The 19,197-nt window shown below is 52.5% G+C and carries 10 protein-coding genes and 1 pseudogene; 4 read left to right on the forward strand and 7 right to left on the reverse strand.

Annotation, left to right across the window (positions count from 1 at the left end):
• Positions 1-37 precede the first annotated feature (37 nt).
• Positions 38-3,259 carry a sigma-54-dependent Fis family transcriptional regulator gene (locus VFS25_RS00705; protein ID WP_326460186.1) on the reverse strand — a complete coding sequence of 1,074 codons (3,222 nt, stop codon included), beginning with the start codon at positions 3,257-3,259 and terminating at the stop codon, positions 38-40.
• 94 nt (positions 3,260-3,353) lie between these two features.
• Complete coding sequence (locus VFS25_RS00710; RefSeq protein WP_326460187.1) at positions 3,354-4,247, reverse strand: AraC family transcriptional regulator; 894 nt, start codon at positions 4,245-4,247, stop codon at positions 3,354-3,356.
• A gap of 302 nt (positions 4,248-4,549) precedes the next feature.
• Between VFS25_RS00710 and VFS25_RS00715 the strand changes: the two genes are divergently transcribed.
• From VFS25_RS00715 to VFS25_RS00725, 3 genes are read left to right on the forward strand one after another with little or no spacing between them, the layout of a single operon-like run.
• Entirely contained in the window at positions 4,550-8,740 is a 4,191-nt protein-coding gene (locus VFS25_RS00715) for a two-component regulator propeller domain-containing protein (RefSeq protein WP_326460188.1), read from the forward strand.
• A gap of 45 nt (positions 8,741-8,785) precedes the next feature.
• On the forward strand, positions 8,786-10,486 hold the full coding sequence (locus VFS25_RS00720) for a DUF5060 domain-containing protein (RefSeq protein ID WP_326460189.1): 1,701 nt from the start codon (positions 8,786-8,788) through the stop codon (positions 10,484-10,486).
• A gap of 57 nt (positions 10,487-10,543) precedes the next feature.
• Positions 10,544-11,209 (forward strand): hypothetical protein, encoded by a 666-nt coding sequence (locus tag VFS25_RS00725; RefSeq protein ID WP_326460190.1) that lies wholly within the window; start codon positions 10,544-10,546, stop codon positions 11,207-11,209.
• A gap of 67 nt (positions 11,210-11,276) precedes the next feature.
• Here VFS25_RS00725 and VFS25_RS00730 read toward each other — a convergent pair whose 3' ends face one another.
• From VFS25_RS00730 to VFS25_RS00750, 5 genes are read right to left on the reverse strand one after another with little or no spacing between them, the layout of a single operon-like run.
• On the reverse strand, positions 11,277-12,200 hold the full coding sequence (locus tag VFS25_RS00730; RefSeq protein WP_326460191.1) for a hypothetical protein: 924 nt from the start codon (positions 12,198-12,200) through the stop codon (positions 11,277-11,279).
• Positions 12,191-13,204, reverse strand: coding sequence for a glycoside hydrolase family 26 protein (locus VFS25_RS00735; protein ID WP_326460192.1), 1,014 nt, complete (start codon positions 13,202-13,204; stop codon positions 12,191-12,193). The genes VFS25_RS00730 and VFS25_RS00735 overlap by 10 nt, the downstream gene beginning before the upstream one ends.
• Positions 13,205-13,224: 20 nt before the next feature.
• Entirely contained in the window at positions 13,225-14,148 is a 924-nt protein-coding gene (locus VFS25_RS00740; RefSeq protein WP_326460193.1) for a hypothetical protein, read from the reverse strand.
• A 12-nt stretch (positions 14,149-14,160) separates the two neighbouring features.
• Positions 14,161-15,681, reverse strand: coding sequence for a RagB/SusD family nutrient uptake outer membrane protein (locus VFS25_RS00745; protein ID WP_326460194.1), 1,521 nt, complete (start codon positions 15,679-15,681; stop codon positions 14,161-14,163).
• Between the two features lie 18 nt (positions 15,682-15,699).
• Entirely contained in the window at positions 15,700-18,771 is a 3,072-nt protein-coding gene (locus VFS25_RS00750) for a TonB-dependent receptor (protein WP_326460195.1), read from the reverse strand.
• 216 nt (positions 18,772-18,987) lie between these two features.
• On the opposite strand from VFS25_RS00750, the pseudogene VFS25_RS00755 reads away from it, so the two are divergent.
• Positions 18,988-19,197 (forward strand): annotated as a pseudogene (locus VFS25_RS00755) (glycosidase); the annotation flags it as partial.

Raw genomic sequence — 19,197 nt, forward strand, 5'->3', positions numbered from 1 at the left:
AATACCGTGAATGCGCAGCGTTACCGGCTTTTTATCGCTATTTCGTGAAGTAGTCTGCTTTTGAAATGCCCAGCTTTTTCATTTTGGAGTGGAGGGTGGTGCCGGGTATTTCCAGTATTTCGGCAGCGCCGCCGGCGCCGGAAATTTTACCGCTGCATCTTTTCAGCACATCAATGATATATGCGCGCTCCACCTGGTCCAGCGTGCCATTGGCATTGCCAAAACCAGGCGCCTGCCTGTGCTCGTCCGGCTGGTGCCTGGGCAGGTGAATTTCCTTTAACACCGGGCCATCGCATAAGAGAATGCTCCTTTCTACCAGGTGCTCCAGCTCCCGCACATTACCCGGCCAGTGATAGCTTTTCAATTCCTGCAGCACTTTGGCCGACATGCCTTTCACTTTTTTGCCAATGTTCTTGCTGAATTTGTCGATGAAGAAACCGGCAAGGGCCTCAATATCTTCCCGCCGTTCCCGCAAAGGCGGCAGGTTAATGGGAAACACATTCAGCCTGTAAAAAAGATCTGACCGGAAACGGCCTGCCTGCACCTCTGCTTCCAGGTCGCGGTTGGTGGCGGCAATAATGCGTACGTCTATCTTAATAGTGGCCCTGCCGCCGATCCTTTCCAGCTCCCGTTCCTGCAGCACCCGCAGCAGCTTCACCTGCAGTTCCGGCGGCATCTCTCCTATCTCATCCAGGAACAGCGTGCTGTGGTTCGCCATCTCGAACTTGCCGATCCTCCTGTCTGTTGCACCGGTAAAGGCGCCTTTTTCATGGCCGAAAAGCTCGCTTTCTACCAGGTGCGCAGGCAATGCGGCGCAGTTTACCTTCACCATTAATTTATTCCTGCGCGGCGATGCATTATGAATGGCGCGCGCAATCAATTCCTTACCGGTGCCGGTTTCACCCAGCAACAGTACTGTTGACGAAGATTCCGCCACCTGCGACATCAGGCGGTACACCTTCTGCATTTGCCCGCCGCGGCCTATGATCTCGGAAAAGTTATAAATGGTTTCGATCTGCTCTTTCAGGTAGTCGTTCTCTATCTCCAGCTTTTGTTTGTAGGCCAGTATTTTTTCATTGGCGCGGATATTTGAAATGGCAATGGAGATCTGTGCGCAAATACCTTTGAGGATGGTAAGATTAAGCTCATTTGTAAGCAGCCAAAGCGTGCCCACATTCACATTGCCAACACGCAGGGGCGCTCCGTAGGCATTGCTGTACCCCACATTTTTCCAGAACTGGATATACGGGCTGGTATTGCCCTGCCGTATTTCTTCATCCACGTTAAAAATTACCGGTGTACCGCTGTTCAGCACCCTGGCGGAAAGTACCTCATGTATATCAATATTCCTGGAAACCATCACCCTGAAAGCGCTGTTTTCTTTTTCAAACACACTTTCATCATACATATAGGGGCTGAGCGTAACGCCATCATCTTCTATGATGCGGAGCATGGCCAGCTTCATGTTCAGCACTTGCTGCAGCACCAGGAAAATGGCCTGCTGCAGGTCATCTTTTGTGCGCACGGTAGATATGCCGTGGCTAAAATCGAGCAGGAAAGATTGCTCTCTTTGCCGCCGCAGTATTTCTTCATTGGCCATAATATTATACATGGCAATGGAGATCTGTGCGCAAATGCCCTGCAGCAACGGCATGTTAATGTCTTCTATACCCAGCCACAAAATGCCCAGCTTTATATCGCCGGTGCGCAAAGGCGTGCCCACTACTGTTTTAAGGCCTGCCTTCTTCCATAGCCGCAGGTACTTCGAAGCATTTCCCCGGCTTATCTCCGCATTTACGCTGAACAGCAGGGGAATTTCGCTGTTGAGCACCCGGTCCTGCATGCCGTCTTCAATAGGAAATTTTGTGGCTACCACTTCCTGCAGCAGCGCGTCATCTTTAGGAATATCAAAGTCGTCATAAATGTAGGGGCTCATGGTTTGCTGGTCGTCGTTCACCTTGCGGATAACATATCCTTTCAGCGGGCTCAGTTTCTTGAGGCATTTACGCACGGCTTCGGCAAGATCGTCCTTGCTTCTTACGGCGGCAATGTCGCTGCTGAAATCCAGCAGGAACGATTTTTCATCTTCCCTTCTCAGTATCTCTTCGTTGGCCGATATGTTGCTGGCCGCGGCAAAAAGCTCGCTGGATATGCGCTGGATAATGCTGATTGCCTTTTCGCCAAAGGCGCCTTCCTTATCGGCAAACAGCATAAGGCTGTACTTGGGCGATCCGTTGCCGCCCAGTATTTTCACGATCATTTCCCGCGCGCCTGCATCGTAATGCAGCTTAAACCACAAAGGCGTTCTCTCCATATCAAACGACTGCATGTTAAAAACCAGCGGCTTGTAGTACAGCGATGCAATGTCGTAAATGCCATCTTCGGCGGGTGTGGGCATGGAAAGCGCATCCCCGAAATCGGTAAGCTCCATGGAGCGGGCGGCGGCATCGATCAGGTAGGCTTTGTAATATTCCCCCGCATCATCCATAACGGTCATCATGCTCCGTGAAAATCCAATCACTTCTTTAAGGCCGGAGTTAATAACCTTTAGCAGGTCTTGCCGGTTCCTGACCTTTACCATTTCATTGCTCAGCGACAGCAATACTTCGTTGAGCCATTCTTCATAGTGTATCTCCTCATTCTTTATTATGTTGGTTACTGCGCCGGAAACCTGCGGCGCTATGGACTTTATGATATTTTTGAACTCGTCTGTAAAGCTGGTGGTGTCAGTAGCATAAATATGCAGGAAACCAATAGGCTGCTCGCCGCTTTTCAGGGGCGTCATTAATATCTCGCGGATGCCTCCTTCATAATTGACCTTTAGAAAAGGCGGACTGTCCGGCGCATTCATTATATCTTCCATGATAAAAGCGGTAGGACCACCGTTTGCCAGCACCTGCTGAATGAACGGCTCGTCCAGCTGAAAATGGCCCGCCACCAGGGAAGGATAAACAGGATGGGTTTGAATTGGCGAAGCAACAGGGTCCAGCAGGAAAGGCGTATAGGTACGTGTTTCCCAGTCAATGAGCGTAACAATGGCATGTGAAAAAGGAAACATTTCCCGGATCCTGGATGAAAATAATACGATGAGGTCATTTTTCTCCCTCACCTTTGTAATATCATCTCCCAGCTCCAGTAATACCTGGCGCTCCATTTCCAGTAACCGGATCCGTTGCGTGAGTGAGGTAATACTGGCTTCATCCGCAATACCGGCTGCAAGGGGTTGTGTGGCGGGTGTTGTATGGGTTGCTTTTTTCACTGCTGAAAATATAATCACTTTAGCATGAAAATCAAAATTTTGCGCATACAACAGCCGCTATTATCACATCTTCCAGCCGCCGTAAATAACCCTCCTACCCGGCTGCCAGCTGCCTGTTGTAATTCATCCTGAACTCCTTTGGCGTGCATCCCCTGCGCCGCTTAAAAAGCTTGTTGAAGTTGGCCATATTGTTAAACCCGCAGTGATAGGCAATTTCCGCAATGGTTAATTCCGTGGAAACCAGCATCCGCGCTACATTGCTCAATCTTATCTCCACCAGGTTCTCTGTGAAGGTAAAACCGGTTTGCGCTTTTATAAAGCGGCTGAATGAGGCTTCGGACATATTCACCACCTGGGCTATCTCCGGCAGGGTAATAGGGCTGCCATAGCGCCGGTTCATGTATTTGAATGCCTGCTCCAGCCGCTGGCTTTCATGGGTAACCACTTCCCGGCTGAACGAAGTGCCGGATAACAGCGTGCTGTTACGCGCCGTGGAAAGGTCGTGCAGCAGCGACAACAACCCCAGGAAAGAGTCGAACCCGCTCATACGCTCCAGCTCCAGCATGCGCACCGCTGCCTTACGCGCCATTTCCGGGGCAAAGCACACGCCCCTGCTGCCCATTTCCAGCAACCGGCGGATAGACCGCAGCTGGTCTTTTTCCAGGAACCCCTGCGAAAAAAGGTCGGGTTTAAACTGCAGCGTTATTTCCAGCACATCTTCTTCCCGGTCTTCCAGGGTAAACCAGCCATGCGGCAGGTTGGGGCTAACCAGCACCAGCTCCGCATCTTCAATATGCCCTATATGATCCCCCACGATACGTTGTATGCCGGCGCCGCCGATGATCAGGTTCAGCTCAATTTCTTCGTGTGAATGTAAGGGAAATGCGAACCTGTTCTTGCGGCGTGAATAAATGGAAAAACAATCATTGGCGCTTAAAGGCGTTACCTCACGCATCACTTTTTTTAACATAGCAGTTTCATGCAACATGGAATTCTGATTTTAGCGTACAGGATTGTTGTGATGCCTCAATATTATTCCGCGCCGGCCAATAGGCTTTGCACCCCGGTGCAGGATTCTTGCATTATAGTACACACCGGTGTACATCTCAAATAAGGCATTAATTATCAATACATTTTGAATGCAACAAATAAAAATACCTTGCGGTCTGCCGCAGGTGAATATATTTGAGCCATTAAATCCGCGGGGAACATTTTTTATCAACCAGTACGCGCACCACAGAACAACATCATGCGATTACGTGATTTATGACAAGGTGTTTCAGCATATATTTGATCCTCCTGCTCCTGGCAGGGGTTGTCCCTGATACCGCCGGGCAGTCTGCCAACTATCATTTTTACAGCATCACTACCGATAACGGGCTGCCCACCAACGATTACCAGAAAATCTGCTACGACTCCAGGGGTTTCATCTGGCTGGCCTCATTTGATGGGCTGTTCCGCTGGGACGGGTATACGATCACCAAATACCTTCATGATGAAAAAGACAGCCTCACGCTGGATAACAATATTGTTTATTCAATTTTTGAAGACAGCCGGCACCGGCTGTGGGTAGGCACCATCGACGGGCTGCACCTGTATGATCCTGCCCTTAATATTTTCCGGCGCATTGCGCTGGATAAGGCGCATGATAAGATACCCGTAAACGCTATCCTGGAAGACGATGACCGCCAGCTTTGGCTGGGCACCTCCAATGGGCTGTGCCGCTACGATCCTGTGCGGCAACAAGCGGACTGGTACCCCATGGAGCAGGAAGCGCATATTATTTTTTGCCTGGCCAAAGGGCCGGACCATACCCTGTGGGGAGGCACCTTTAATAAAGGCGTTATCCGGTTCAACACCCGCACCCACCGGTTCAGCTACCTGCAAAATACCGCCGCCAATCCCAATGTGCTGCCCAGCAATAAGATCCAGTGCATACTGGTAGACCATCAGCAACGGGTTTGGATTGGCACGGAAGACAGGGGTATAACGGTAATGGATATACACGGCAACCGGCTGGCGCCGTTCCATAACAATCTGGAGCATAGCACCATCCGCTGCCTCTATGAAGATAAAAGCGGCAACATCTGGATAGGCGTTGGCAGGGAGCCGCTGTGCCTTATCAGCAAAAACGACCTGCAGCCCGTGCCCGTTACCACGCCATCGCGCAATGCCAACCTGCCGCTGACCACCATCACCTCCATTACAGAAGATGATTTTGGCAATACCTGGTTTGCATCGTCCGGCAATGGGCTGTTCAGCACCAACAGGAACAAGAACCGGTTCACCAACCTCCCTGGTAACGGCAATACGCCGCCCGGGCTTAAAACCACGGTTATCACCGCCATACACCAGGGGCATGATGGAAAAATATGGATCGGCACCGCCGGCAACGGCATGCTGCGCTATGAACCGGACAGCACTGGCGGCAAGCTGCTGCCAACGCCCCTGTACGGCAGCCTGGCGGTTAATGATATTGCGGAAGACAGGAACGGCGATATATGGGTAGGCACCTGGAGCAGCGGGCTGGTAAGATACAGCCCGCTGAACGGCAGCATACAGCGGTTCACCCACGATCCGGCCAACAGCTATTCCCTGATCAACAACGATGTAAAATGCCTGCTGGCCGATGACAGCCTGCTTTGGGTAGGCACCCATGGGGAAGGGCTTTCTGTGCTGAACCTGCGCACTCGCCGGTTCACGCACTACCGGAACAACCACAATTATCCCTTTAACATGCAGGCCCCGGCCTGGGTGAACCATTTATATAAAGACCATGCCAACCGGGTATGGATCAGCACCTACAGCGGTATATTCCTGTGGGATGGAAAAACGTTCCGGCAATTCAGCCACTCCAACGATCCGGCCAGCATTAACAGCAACTCGGTAAACATGGTGTGCGGCGACAGTAAAGGCAACATTTGGGTGGTAACGGAACAGGGCCTGGACCAGTACCAGGAAAAAACCGGCGCTTTCCTGCACCTGAACGCAAAGTACGGGCTGCCCCCCTCTATGAAATCTATTGTGTGCGACCGAACGGACCAGCTGTGGATGGGCACCAATGAAGGGCTCATATGCCTGCAGCCGGCCACGGGAAAGGTTACACGCTATGACAATAACGACGGCCTGCCGGAAAAAACGTTTTTCCAGAAGGCAGCCATGGTAGCCGCCAACGGCTGGCTGTACTTCGGCAGCCCCAAGGGGTTCAGCTGCTTCAACCCCGCCAGCATTACGCCCCTGGAGTTTCCCAGCACGTTTTACTTCCGCAGCCTGTATATTTTCGGAACAGAACAGCGGCCGGGCCAGCCCAACAGCGTATTGCAGCGCAGCCTCTATCTTACCGACACCATTACCTTAACACAAAAGCAATCGTTCTTTACCATAGAATTTGCGGCCATCAATCTTTACGCGCCACAAAAGATCCGGTACAGCTATAAGCTGGATAACCAGTTTTCCGACTGGATAAACGTGGTGGATGAACGAAAAATATCTTTCGCCCACCTTCCGCCCGGCATCTATAATTTACAGGTGCGCCATACGGATGTTTATGGCAGCTGGCAGCCCAATGCAAAAACACTGGTGATCAGGATATTGCCTTACTGGTGGCAAACCTGGTGGTTTAAAGTGCTGGCCGCGCTGGTGATTGCCTTTATTATTACCGGCACTTTTTACTGGCGGGTAGCCAGCGTAAGAAAACGCAACCGGTTCCTGCGGGCAGAGGTAAAACGGCAAACCGCCCGGCTGCAGGAGTCCAACATTTCGCTGCTGGAGCAGCGGGATAAGATTTCGCTGCAGAAAGAAAAGCTGGAAGCTTCCTATGCGGAAATAGTAAGGCAAACCAATAAGATACTGGAACAGCAGCAGCAGATCTCCAGCCAGAACACGGAGCTGGAAATGGCGGTGCAGCAGCTGGAAAAGCTCAATAAATCAAAAGACTACTTCTTTTCCATCCTGGCGCATGACCTGAAAAACCCGGTGGCCGCCCTGAAAGAGCTGTCGGGCTACCTTTACGGGCACATGCCGGAAATGGAGCCCGGAACGCTGCGGCAGTACCTGCGTAATATGCATCACTCCTCCACGCATGTATTTGAGCTGCTGGTGAACCTGCTCAGCTGGTCCATGTCGCAGTCGCGGAAAATGCAGCCCAACCCCGAAGCCTGCGACATGGCCGCTATTATACAAAACAATGCGGCGCTGCTGGAGCCGCACCTTCATAACAAAAACATAGCGCTGATCAATGAAGTCGGCAGCTGCTGGATATACGCCGACCCGCAGATGATGGATGTAGTGATCCGCAACCTGCTGTCGAACAGCATTAAGTTCACCGATTACGGCGGGTATGTAAAAATAGCCGCGCAGTCCTGCAACGGCAAAGTGCTGCTTACCATCAACGACAACGGCATTGGCATGTCCGGCAAAACCCTGGAGCACCTTTTTGATATAGACAAGCAAACCGTGAATTGCGGTACTGCCGGCGAAAAAGGCACGGGCCTGGGCCTGGTGATCGTAAGGGATTTCCTGCAGGCCAATAATGCCGCCATCAGCGTAAGCAGCCAGCCTGGCAGGGGAAGCACCTTCACCATTGAGCTGCCTGCGGCAGAAGCGCCGGAAACAACAGCTCCCGCGCCGGCGCAGGATAATGTTGCGGTGCAGCACACCCCCTGGCAGCAGCTGCCCACAGAAAAATTCCTGCAGCTGAAAGGCAGGAAAATATTGCTGGTAGAAGATAACCGGGAAATGCGCGATTACCTGCGCCTGCTGCTCTCCGAAATATTTGAAATATTTGAAGCTGAAAACGGCAGCAGCGGGTATACCATTGCAAGAGAGGTAATGCCTTCCGTTATTATTGCCGACCTGCTGATGCCCGGCATGAACGGGCTGGAATTTTGCCGGCAAATTAAATCCGATACCGCAACCAGCCATATCCCGGTAGTAATACTCACCAGCCAGGATGCCAGCACCATGCAGGCATCGGGCTATGAAGCCGGCGCAGAGGCCTACCTCACCAAACCGGTAGACCCCGGGCTGCTGGCGCAGGTATTGCTTAACCTCCTGCACCGGCAGGACACTACTTACCAGCGCCTGCGCGACCAGCTTTTCAGCGACATGCCGCTCACCACCGAAATGCAGCACATTGCGGAAGCCGACAAGGAATTTTTGCAGCAGCTGATCCGGTATATTGAAACGCACATGGGCAACCAGGACCTGGATGCGCAAAGCATTGCCAAAGCGCTGTATGTTAGCAGAACGCTGCTGTACAACAAGCTGAAAGCCCTTACCGGGCAAACGGTGCACGAATTCATCAAAATCATACGCCTGCGCAAAAGCGTACAGCTGCTGATAGACAGTAACATGAGCATTAACCAGATCGCCTTTGAAGTAGGGTTCAACAGCCACTCCTATTTCGATAAGTGCTTCATCAAACAATACGGCGCCGGCCCGCGCGAATACATTGCCCGGAAAAGGGCCGGCATGAAATAGTTTCAACATAATAATTCGCTGGATAAGCATTAACCCGCGGTAAACATGGCCGCTACCTTTGGCTGGATGAAAAACTATGCTAAGGTAATTCCATGTTACGTGCTGCTGTTGGCTGCAGCAGCTGCCTACGGTAACGATACCACGAAGATTATCAGCGTTCATTCACCCGCTGCCCCGGTTAAACGATATGAAAAAGCCGAATGGCGTATTGCGCTCAGCGCAGATTATACCAATCCCTACGACCAGCGCCAGGTAATGCTGGATATGCACCTGGTGTCCCCTTCCGGCAAACCGCTGTTGCTGCCCGCCTATTACGACCCCGAAGCGCATATCTGGAAATCGAGATTTGCGCCGCAGGAAACCGGCCAATACCGCTATTACTTTGAGCTGACAGCCGGGGGCAATACCGCCACCAGCAAGCAGCAGTCGTTCACCGCGCAAAACACTGCCCGCAAAGGCTTTTTGCATAAAAATAACCTGTGGACCTTCCGGTTCGACAACGGGGAGCTGTTCCGCGGCATTGGTGAAAACGTGGCCTGGGAATCCCGTTCATTTGAGAATGATAAATGGACCTATGATTACCTGCTGCCATCGCTGGCCCGCAACGGCGCCAATTTCTTCCGCACCTGGATGTGCTACTGGAACCTGCCGCTGGAATGGCAGCAGCCCCGCAGCACCAAAAGATACCAGCCTACTGACCAGTATTTCCATCCCGGCGCTATCCGGCGAATGGATGAGCTGGTGCAAATGTGCGACTCGCTGCAGCTGTATTTTATGCTCACGCTCGACTGGCACGGCCACCTTATGGAGCACGGCGGCTGGCAGCACAGCCGCTATAACACGGCCAACGGCGGCCCTGCTGCAACACCCACGGAGTTCTTCACCAGCAGGCAGGCGCAGGAAATGTACAAGAACAAGCTGCGCTACCTGGTAGCACGCTGGGGTTACAGCACCAGCATTGCGGTATGGGAGTTTTTCAATGAAGTGGATAATGCCGCATTTACCCGGCAGGACAGCATTTTGATACCTGCATCCGCCATTACGCAATGGCACCTGGAAATGAGCCGGTACCTGAAAGATATAGATCCTTACCAGCACCTGGTAAGCACCAGCATTTCCCACAGGGACATACTCGGATTGAACTCCATTCCCTATATCGATTTTAACCAGAAACATATTTACAAGCACACGGAAAAAATACCGGGCATTTACCCCGACTATATTCAAACATACGGCAAGCCTTATGTAGTAGGCGAATTCGGGTACCGCTGGGAAGACCAGGACCCGAAGTACGCGCAGGAAGCCTGCTATGATTACCGCAGGGGACTGTGGTACGGCATGTTCAGCCCCACCCCCATCCTCCCTATGTCGTGGTGGTGGGAGCTGTTCGACGATCAGCACATGACCCCTTACCTGCGCGCCGCCGCCACCATCAGCAATATGATGCTGAAAGCAGGCAAAGGCAGCTTTGAGCAGCTGCCGGTGAGGGCTGCCATACTGGAAAGCTATGCGCTCCGCTGCGGCAGCAGCATTTTCGTATACACGTTGAATAATACTGGTAACCCTGCGCCGGCAAACATGTCCCTGCCCATTCCCCCGGGGTACAGCCTGCAGCTGTTCTCCCCGCTGAAAAACACCTGGCAACGCCGGCCCTACCAGGTTTCAGCCGATGGTACGGTAAAGGTCAAAGACACATCGGTACCGGCAAAAGAAGCGCTGATCCTGGTATTTACTCCCGGCCCCTGACCCATGTAACGCCCTAATCTACCCTATAAACATTCATTATTCCACTAAAAAAATGTTATGAAAAAAATCACCATCGCACTACTTGCATTAGCCACCTGTGCTGCCGTAAGCTGCAAAAAAGATGTTGCAGCCGACGGCGGTAACGGCAAAACCCAGCCCAGGGCTGCGCTTCCGCAAAGCGCCTTTAGCCTGTGGAGCACCTGTAACGGCTCGCCCTACCTGATTTCCGGCACCAACGGTATATGCGTGCCTGTGGGTAACTGCAGCACCGATATTGACGCCGCGCAGCAGAATGGCGGACAAAGCGCCACGGGCCTGCAGTTCAACGGCTGCTTCAAAGGCGGCAGCAATGCCTACAGCAGCGCCAGCGAACAGGCCGTATTCCTTTGCGACAACGTGAGCCAATGGAACGGTAATGAAATGGGATTTGTAAAAACGCTTAACGATAATGTGCTGAAAGGTTACCTGCAGGGCGGCGGACAATACATTTACCAAACCATTTCAGTAAACGACAATGGCTATCATACCTTTAAATGCCAGGCCAGGAGCAGTAATACGCACCAGGTAGATTTTTATGTGGACGGGAGTTACAAATTCACGCTCACCAATAACAGCGGCAGCTATTACGGCAACTGGTACTATTTCGTAGGCACCAATCACTGGTATGGCGGCACTAACCCTGCCGGTCAGCAGATCGAAATGTATAATATGACCACTTATTAATCCATCACATACTTAGGGCGAAATAGGCTGTATCAAAATATGATACAGCCTATTTTTATGCCGTTGCTTAACGGAAACGCACAATGCAGAACGGTATGCCCAACCTTAACGTCCAGCTGCTGCACATGGCCTGGTTCAGGCGCGTTACGGCTGTTTCGCCGGTGCTGAGATAAAGCGCCTCTTTGCCATGCCCCGTAACGCGGTAATCGTACACCAGCTCCAGCAGCACAGCGGCTGATTTATTCAGCTGCCGGCTGATACCCAACGATGGCTGCAATGCAAAACCCTGTGCAGTATGCCGGAAGCTCAGCGGATGCTGAAAGCTGGGTATCAGGTTCCAGTCGGCCACGGCCCTGTACCAAAGCTGGTGATAGGCCAGTGCCGGCTGCAGGGAGGTACGCGCCCACAGCTGCCTGGTTGCCGCCACTTTCAGGAATATTCCCTGCCAGCTGCAACGGTAGTAAGCATGCAGGTCCCCGGGCGTAAAGCGGTCTGCCGGCAACAGGTACTGCTGCTGCTGCAGGGATGTGTACCCCGCCCGCACCTGGTATGCGGATTTCGCACTCCGGTAAATCACCCGGCCAAGTGAGCTGCTGAATGACTGCAGGTGCCCTTTGCCAGCGTTAAAATAACCGGCATAGGAAGGATATTGCCGGTCGTCTTCCTGGTAGTCATGATCAGTGGCGCTGCCGCTGAAAATACCGGCCCTGCTGTACTCCACCACAGCAAACCACCGGCGTACCGGCTGCAGCCGCACTGCCACGAAAGCGCCTGCTGCTTTGAGGTGGTTCCATTTCAATTCAGACATGATGTTGGGAGATGTGCCGGCGCTGTTGCCCGCCACCGACCAGCTTACCGACGTGCTGGCGCCTGCAGCCGCAATATAGCCGGTGAGCAGCGGCTGCTGTAATGAAGAAGCCTGCTGTGCTTCCGCGGAGCCGCAGAGCGCACAACAGGCCAGGAAAAATATTCCGGTTTTGACTATTTCCATCCGGGCATCTTTTCCAATGTTATAATGTTATCGGACTGGTACAGCTGTTTCAGCTCCGCATCAGTATTTTTATCAAATGTAAGCTCTGACCAGCTCATGAAAAATACCCAGCTGCTTTGCGCGCGCAGTTCCGCAGCTGAAGGCAGGCGGTCGCACTCCCCGATGGCAATGGGCTTGCCTTTGGCCGCGCGCAACATGATCTCGTATTTATTCTGCGTATAGCCCGAGCCGTCATATACATCCAGCGCGGCAATATCAAAATAATCCGGGCCGGGATAATAGTTGACGGCGTCGCCGGAAAGAGAGCCGAAGTCCTGTATGTCCCATACCCAAACCAGGTTGGTGAGCCCTTTTGTTTTAGTCATATAATCATGGAGCAGGCGGTATAGCTTCACCGTACCGTTCTCCCCCGGCCGGCCGCCCCACCAGAACTTACCCTGGTTCATTTCATGCATGGGGCGCCACAATACTTCTACTCCTTTGTCTTTCAGCTGCTGCAGGTAGGTGCATACTTCATCTACCCTTTGCAGCCAGCGCTTGTTAAGCGCCGATCCCTGTGTGCAAAGCTCCGTCCACTGCGCATCGGTGAGGGTGCTAAGCACGCCTTTCCCGTCGTCCCAGCCGCAGGGCTCATCATTGGCCGGGTTGCAGGCATGCCACATGATATTAACCACAGCGCCCTTTTCCCATTGCCTTGCCGCTTCGTCAATCATCAGCTGGCGGTTGTTGATGTTATCTTCCTGGAAAAGGAAATCGCCGCTCCACAGCGCCGGGTAGCTGCCGGTGGTAGTGTATATCTGTGTTGTCCACCTGGCCGGCGTGCTGTTGGGCTCCCGGTTATGTATGCCTGCCACCGTTTTTTTACCGGCAATGCTGTACAGGAAATTGAGTGTGCGGAAAGGCGTTTTCACGGAATCTTCCGCCGGCGCCACTGCGGGAGCGCTGCTCTTATTGCAGGCGCCAATGGCCATTAAGGCCGTAAAAAGCATTATATTCAGTGTCATCTTTTTCATAATGGTAATGGCTACTGGTTCTTTTTAACATCTATCCAGAACCGGCGGGGGTGTTTAACAAATTTGTCCAGGTCCGAATAAATATTCACCCAGTCGTCTGTGCCGCTTAAAGTAAAATCAAATGAATTGTTGGTGATGGTTTTACTGAGGCCGTTGCCAAGGTCAATGGACCCCGCATCCCTGAAAGCGCCGGTGGTGCGTTTGCCGTCTTTGCTGATGAAAGTAACCGTATTGTTTACATAATCCCTTTCCCAGGTGCTTTCGCCGGTGGGTATCAGGCGGTACACATCATTCAAATCTGTAACAGGGTTGCTGAATACGAAGCTGGCATAAGCGCCGTCGGGGCCTGCGTTGTTCGTTACCTTGCCGGTGGTTTTGCCGTCTGCCGTAACGCCGCTGAACTCAAAGGTAAGGGTATTATCCAGCTCTTTGTCGGGCGTATTGGCGCCGGTCCATACCCAGGGCTTATCCTGCAGGTTTATGACGGCGCCGCCGCCATATTCAGGGCCGGTGCCCCCATATAACACTAAAGCCTCTACGGAGTAAGTGCCCAGCAGCGTTTCTGTAAAAGGTATGATCTCCACCGTCCATTCCTTTGTAGTGCCGGCTTCGGATGTAATGGTAAACTGCGCCTGGTTGTTGTTTCCTGCAAAATCAATCGGCTGGCCGTTGGCCGGTGAAATAGATGATTTGTACGACGTTTGTATGTTGGCCACTACCTTGCTGAGGTCTGTACCGGCCTGCACCAGCACTTTAACAGTGGCTTTAGCTTCCAGGCGGTCAATGCTGGCAGGGCCTATCTGCACCAGGTCCCCGCCCAGGGTAATGGCTTCAATGGAACGCTCGTTGCTGGTAACGCCGTCAAACGGATCTTTGGTGCAGGACGCACACAGTAACAACAGCAGCCCTATTGTATATAGAGATATATGTTTCATTCGCAACTGGTTTTATTTCATTAAAGGATTTGTGTCTATCTCCCTTTGCGGTACCGGGAAGAAGTAAGCGCCGCTGGTAATGGTTTTGCCGTATTGCTGTACCAGCACTTTTTCCATGGTGTTGGTCCGGCGCAGGTCAAACAGGCGGTTGCCCTCAAAGGCAAGCTCCCAGGCCCTTTCCTGTATCACGGCATTGCGGAAAGCAGCTACGCCCAGGCCGGGCTGCAGGTCGCCGATAGCGGCACGTGCGCGTATTTTGTTAATGGCTGCATAGCCTTCGGCAGTAGGACCGCATGCTTCCGCATATACCAGCAGAATGTCGGAGTACCGGATAATGGGAGAATTGGCGCTGCTGGCGTCACCGATACGCTCCGGGTCAATGAACTTTCGCGTGAACGGGCGCGAGCTGCTGGTAATATCCAGCTGGTACGTTTGCCCGTTATTGGTGTAGGACGAAACGATCAGCTGTGTTTTCCGCCGGTCGTTATCCGCATAGCTGAAATAAATACCCGGTTCCGTGCGGAAGTGCCCCCAGCCCTGGCCAATATCAATGGTAGCGCTGTCGGGCTTCAGCTGGTTATACGGGATGGTCATTGGCCTGTCTGCCGGCAGGAACATGTTCGGCAGCTTGGAGAAGCTGCCTTCCCGGTCGCCGCTGCGGTCAACGGCCGCATCAAAAATATGCTCGGTAACGGCTGCCTTTTTATAAATATCAATGTTGAAAATATCGGGCAGGCTGGGCGTAAACGCAAAAGCTGTTTGCCCGTTCACCACTTTATCTGCATATAATTTTGCCTGCGCATACATATCATCGGCATTGGCAACAAACTCGTACCCCGGCGATCCGGATGCTTTGGAGGAGGCAAGATGCAGGTACACCTTTGCCAGCAATCCTTCAGCAGCAGGCCTGTTGGCCCGGCCTTCGCTGATGCGCTGCTGCGTGATCAGGGAATCTGCCGCCTTCAGGTCGCTGATGATCAGGTCATAGATCTCTTTGATAGAAGATCTGGCCATGGGTATCTGCGAAGCATCATCAATGGTAGTGGTGCGCAGCGGCACTTCGCCGAACATGCGCACAAGGTTAAAGAAATGCAACGCGCGCAGGAAATAGCCTTCCCCTGTGATCTGGTTACGCTCTGCTTCCACCATGCCCGGTATCTCCGGTACATGGGCAATCACCGCGTTTGCCCTGGCAACGCCGCGGTAGGCATAGGTCCATATATTGTCCAGGTCAGGATTGGTGGAGGTGGTTCTCAGCTCATCCAGCTCAAAGTTGCCAACGCCTGCATCGCCTTTCTGGGTAAGGTTTTCCGTGGGCAGCTCCGTTGTAATGTAATAGCCCCTGGAATAATAACCTACTTCCGGCAATATGGAATAAGCGTAGATAATAGCGGCCCTGGCATCATCCGGCGTTTTATAATAGGTTTGCGAATTGATCATGCCATAAGGCTGTTCCGTCATTTTGGAGCAGCCGGCAAGCAAGGCTGCTGCCAGTATGCCGGAAAATATATAGTTGAATCTGTATTTTTTCATGCTGGTGATTTTTACGGATTAGAAAACAACATTGGCGCCCAGGGAAACTGCACGCGGCCGCGGATAAGCGCCGTTGTTGATACCGCTCTCCCCTACTTCGGGATCAAAACCTTTATTGAAGTGGGTAAAGGTGTAAAGGTTATTACCGGACAGGTACAGCCGCAGGCTTTTTACAAACTTTACGGCATCTGTTTTCAGGTTGTAGCCCAGCGTAACATTCTGCAGGCGCAGGAACGACCCGTCGGTGAGGTAAAAGTCCGACGCCCGCCAGCCCCTGGTGCCATTGGCGCGCGGGTATTCGGTGCTGGGGTTATCAGGCGTCCAGCGCTGCAGCCACCTGCTGGGCGTCATTTTCTGGAAGTCCCACACATCGCCGCCCTGTACGCCGTACAGCTGCAGGGAAAGGTCGAACTGCTTATAACGCACATTGGTATTAATGCTGTAAATAAAATCAGGATTGGGATTGCCGATAATGGTGCGGTCATAGGAATCTACAATACCATCAGGCTTGCCTTCGGGACCGGATATATCAAGATATTTGATCTCACCCGGCTGCGCATCCACGCCGGTAAGCCCTGCTTTAACGCCTTCATCAAGCGATTGAATAATACCGGCGGTTTTATAGCCGTAAAAAGCAAACATAGGCTGGCCAACCGTATAGGTGCTGATCTGCTGGCGCACGGACTCGTACAGCGTGCCAATGAACACCTGGTTGCTTTCGCCCATGGCCACTACCTTATTCACGTTTTTGGTGAACATGCCGCCAACGTTCCAGGTCAGGTCTGCTTTATCTATTACCGCGGCGTTAAAACCTATTTCTATACCGCGGTTGTCAATTTCCCCATCGTTGATCCACTGCTGGTCGTAGCCTGCGCTGGGCGCAATGGTTTTAAGCCGCAGCAGGTCGCTGGTGCGCTTAATGTAATAGTCGGCGCTGATAGTAAAACGCTGGTCGTAGAATCCGATGTCCATGCCCAGGTCAAGGGAGCGGGTGGTTTCCCATTTAAGGCTGTTGTTGCCAAGGCCTGCTACAATGGTGCGGCCCTGTTCATCGTTGGCCCCTGCAAGCCCGGGACCAAAGCCGGTTTCAAACACCGACCCAGTAAAGTATTTGGCAGATCCGAAGCGGTCCAGCGTTTGGTAAGGACTGATACCCTGGTTGCCGGTAAGGCCGTAGCTGCCACGGAACTTTAATTCTGAAAAGATGTTGAGGTCTTTAATGAACGGCTCTTCACCTGCTTTCCACGCCAGCGCGGCAGAAGGAAAGAATGCCCATTTATTGTTGGAACCGAACTTGGTTGATCCGTCGGCCCTGGCCGTGAGCGTAAGCAGGTAGCGGTCTTTGAACGAGTAGTTACCGCGGCCGTACCACGATGCAAGGCTGAACCGCTGCAGGTCATTGGAGATGAGCATGGTGCCGGCAGTGGCCAGGTTTTCGTTTTTCATTACATCGTTAATGAAATTCTGGCCGGTGAGCGTGCTAAACCTGTTCTCTGTTTTCTGGTAAGAGAAACCGGCTACCAGCGTAGCGGTATGCTGTTTGCCAAATGCTTTGGTGGCGGTGAAATAGTTTTCATTCAGCAGGTCAAAGTAATTCCCGTTGGCAATGCTGCCGTAGCTGCCTTTGTTATCCAGTGCGCGCTGCGTGCTGTTCTTGGGGTCGTACTGGTCCTGTATGCTGTTACCGGATTTGGCGTTAATAGACGTTCTGAACTGCAGCCAGCTGTTGATCTGGAAATTAACGTACAGGTTGCCCATGAAGTCTGTTGTTTTGGTAGTGTTCAGCAGCTGGTTGGCCAGCGCAATGGGATTACCAAAATCCGTATTGCTGTTCCGGAAGTAATTGCCGGCGGAGTCATATACCGGCCATATCCTGGACCGGCCTACGCCCAGCTGCTGGCCCGAAGCCTTCGTATAGGCAAGGATTACGTTCGTTCCCGCGGTGATGCCGCTGGTGAGCTGCTGCTCCAGGTTAAGGCGGGAAGTGTATTTGTTATAACCGTTGCGGATCACCATGCCCTGCTCGTTGTAGTAGTTGCCGGAGATCGCATATTTTGTTTTTTCATTGCCGCCGTCGGCGGTAAGCGTATAGTTCTGGGAATAGGGTTTGCGGTACACCAGGTTCACCCAGTTGGTATTATAGGGCCATTGCGGTTTATTGGGGTCCAGCCCTCTCAGTTCCGCGATAGACGGAAAGTATACCATGCCGTTTCCTACAGGCCGGTAAATGCCTATATAAGGCACGTCTGTGGCAATAGCGCCGCCATTGACGGCCGACTCGTTGGCATAGGTGGCGTCTTCCACGGGATCGCGCCATACATCCGGTTTATTGGACAGGAAAGATTTTGTTTGAAGCGTATTAAACGAAATGCGGTGCTGGCCTGCCTTCCCCTTGCGCGTGGTAATAACAATTACGCCATTGGCGCCGCGTGAGCCGTAAATAGCGGCGCTGGAGGCGTCTTTCAGCACTTCGATGGATGCAATGTCCTCAGGGTTGATCTGTTTCAGGTTGCCGGCATCTCCCCACGGATAGCCATCTACCACCAGTAACGGATCTTTAGAGCCGTTGAGCGAGCTGGCGCCGCGGATGCGGATGGTAGCACCTGCGCCCGGGGCCCCGCCACTGGTGGTTACCTGCACCCCGGCAATCTTGCCCTGCAGCAGCTGATCTACCGAGGATGCCGGCGTTTTGTTCAGGTCACTGCCTTTTAACGTAGCCACTGCGCCTGTGAGGTCGCTCTTTTTCACAACACCGTAGCCCACTACCACCACGTTATTGAGGTTGCCGGGCAATAGCTGCATGTTCACTGTAATATCCGTCTGGCCGCCCAGCGGAATTTCTTTCGTCTGCATGCCAATGTAACTCACCATCATTGTTTTCCCCCTGGCGGGCACGTTCAGGGTAAACCTGCCGCTGCCGTCACTGATGGTTGCAGTTTTTGTTTCCTTTACCACTATCGTGGCGCCAGGCAGCGGTTTGGCCTGGTCGTCCAACACCCTGCCGGTGATCTTTCGCTGTTGCGCATGCACAATAATGGCTGGAAGGCATAGGAACAGGAAGATACTGCAGCATGCAATGAAATTTTTCATAACACTTTCAGTTTTTTAACGTAGAAATAATGCAACAAAAGTAACCGGGATAATAAGGTGTTTTTGGTGCTATTCCGTCATATCATAATCCTTAAATGATATTTCCCTTTATGATGGCTGAGCATATGAATTCGTCATTTGAGCATTACCATCCTGCCTTGCCGCGTGGATAGCTTTGTGGGCAACGATTTTTATCATGTAAGCAACCAATTCTTTATGTCAAATTTCCACACCAGGCTGCAGGCATTGCAGTCAGCGCACCAGCACCTGCTGCAAACAACCAATAAACCCATGTTACCCGGCAACGGCATCTTCCTGCGTTACCAGCATCCCGTACTAACGGCAGCGCATGTACCGCTGGAATGGTGCTACGACCTGCGGCCCCACGCTAATCCCTATCTCATGACCCGGTTCGGGATCAACGCC

Source organism: Chitinophaga sp. (assembly GCF_035761305.1).
In the GTDB taxonomy this organism is placed as follows: Bacteria; Bacteroidota; Bacteroidia; order Chitinophagales; family Chitinophagaceae; genus Chitinophaga.

Bases quoted from the DNA above. Each gene is read 5' to 3' on its own strand.
- VFS25_RS00710 (WP_326460187.1), bottom strand. From the start codon at position 4,247: ATGTTGCATGAAACTGCTATGTTAAAAAAAGTGATGCGTGAGGTAACG.
- VFS25_RS00720 (WP_326460189.1), top strand. From the start codon at position 8,786: ATGGCCGCTACCTTTGGCTGGATGAAAAACTATGCTAAGGTAATTCCA.
- VFS25_RS00725 (WP_326460190.1), top strand. From the start codon at position 10,544: ATGAAAAAAATCACCATCGCACTACTTGCATTAGCCACCTGTGCTGCC.
- VFS25_RS00730 (WP_326460191.1), bottom strand. From the start codon at position 12,200: ATGGAAATAGTCAAAACCGGAATATTTTTCCTGGCCTGTTGTGCGCTC.
- VFS25_RS00735 (WP_326460192.1), bottom strand. From the start codon at position 13,204: ATGACACTGAATATAATGCTTTTTACGGCCTTAATGGCCATTGGCGCC.
- VFS25_RS00740 (WP_326460193.1), bottom strand. From the start codon at position 14,148: ATGAAACATATATCTCTATATACAATAGGGCTGCTGTTGTTACTGTGT.
- VFS25_RS00745 (WP_326460194.1), bottom strand. From the start codon at position 15,681: ATGAAAAAATACAGATTCAACTATATATTTTCCGGCATACTGGCAGCA.
- VFS25_RS00750 (WP_326460195.1), bottom strand. From the start codon at position 18,771: ATGAAAAATTTCATTGCATGCTGCAGTATCTTCCTGTTCCTATGCCTT.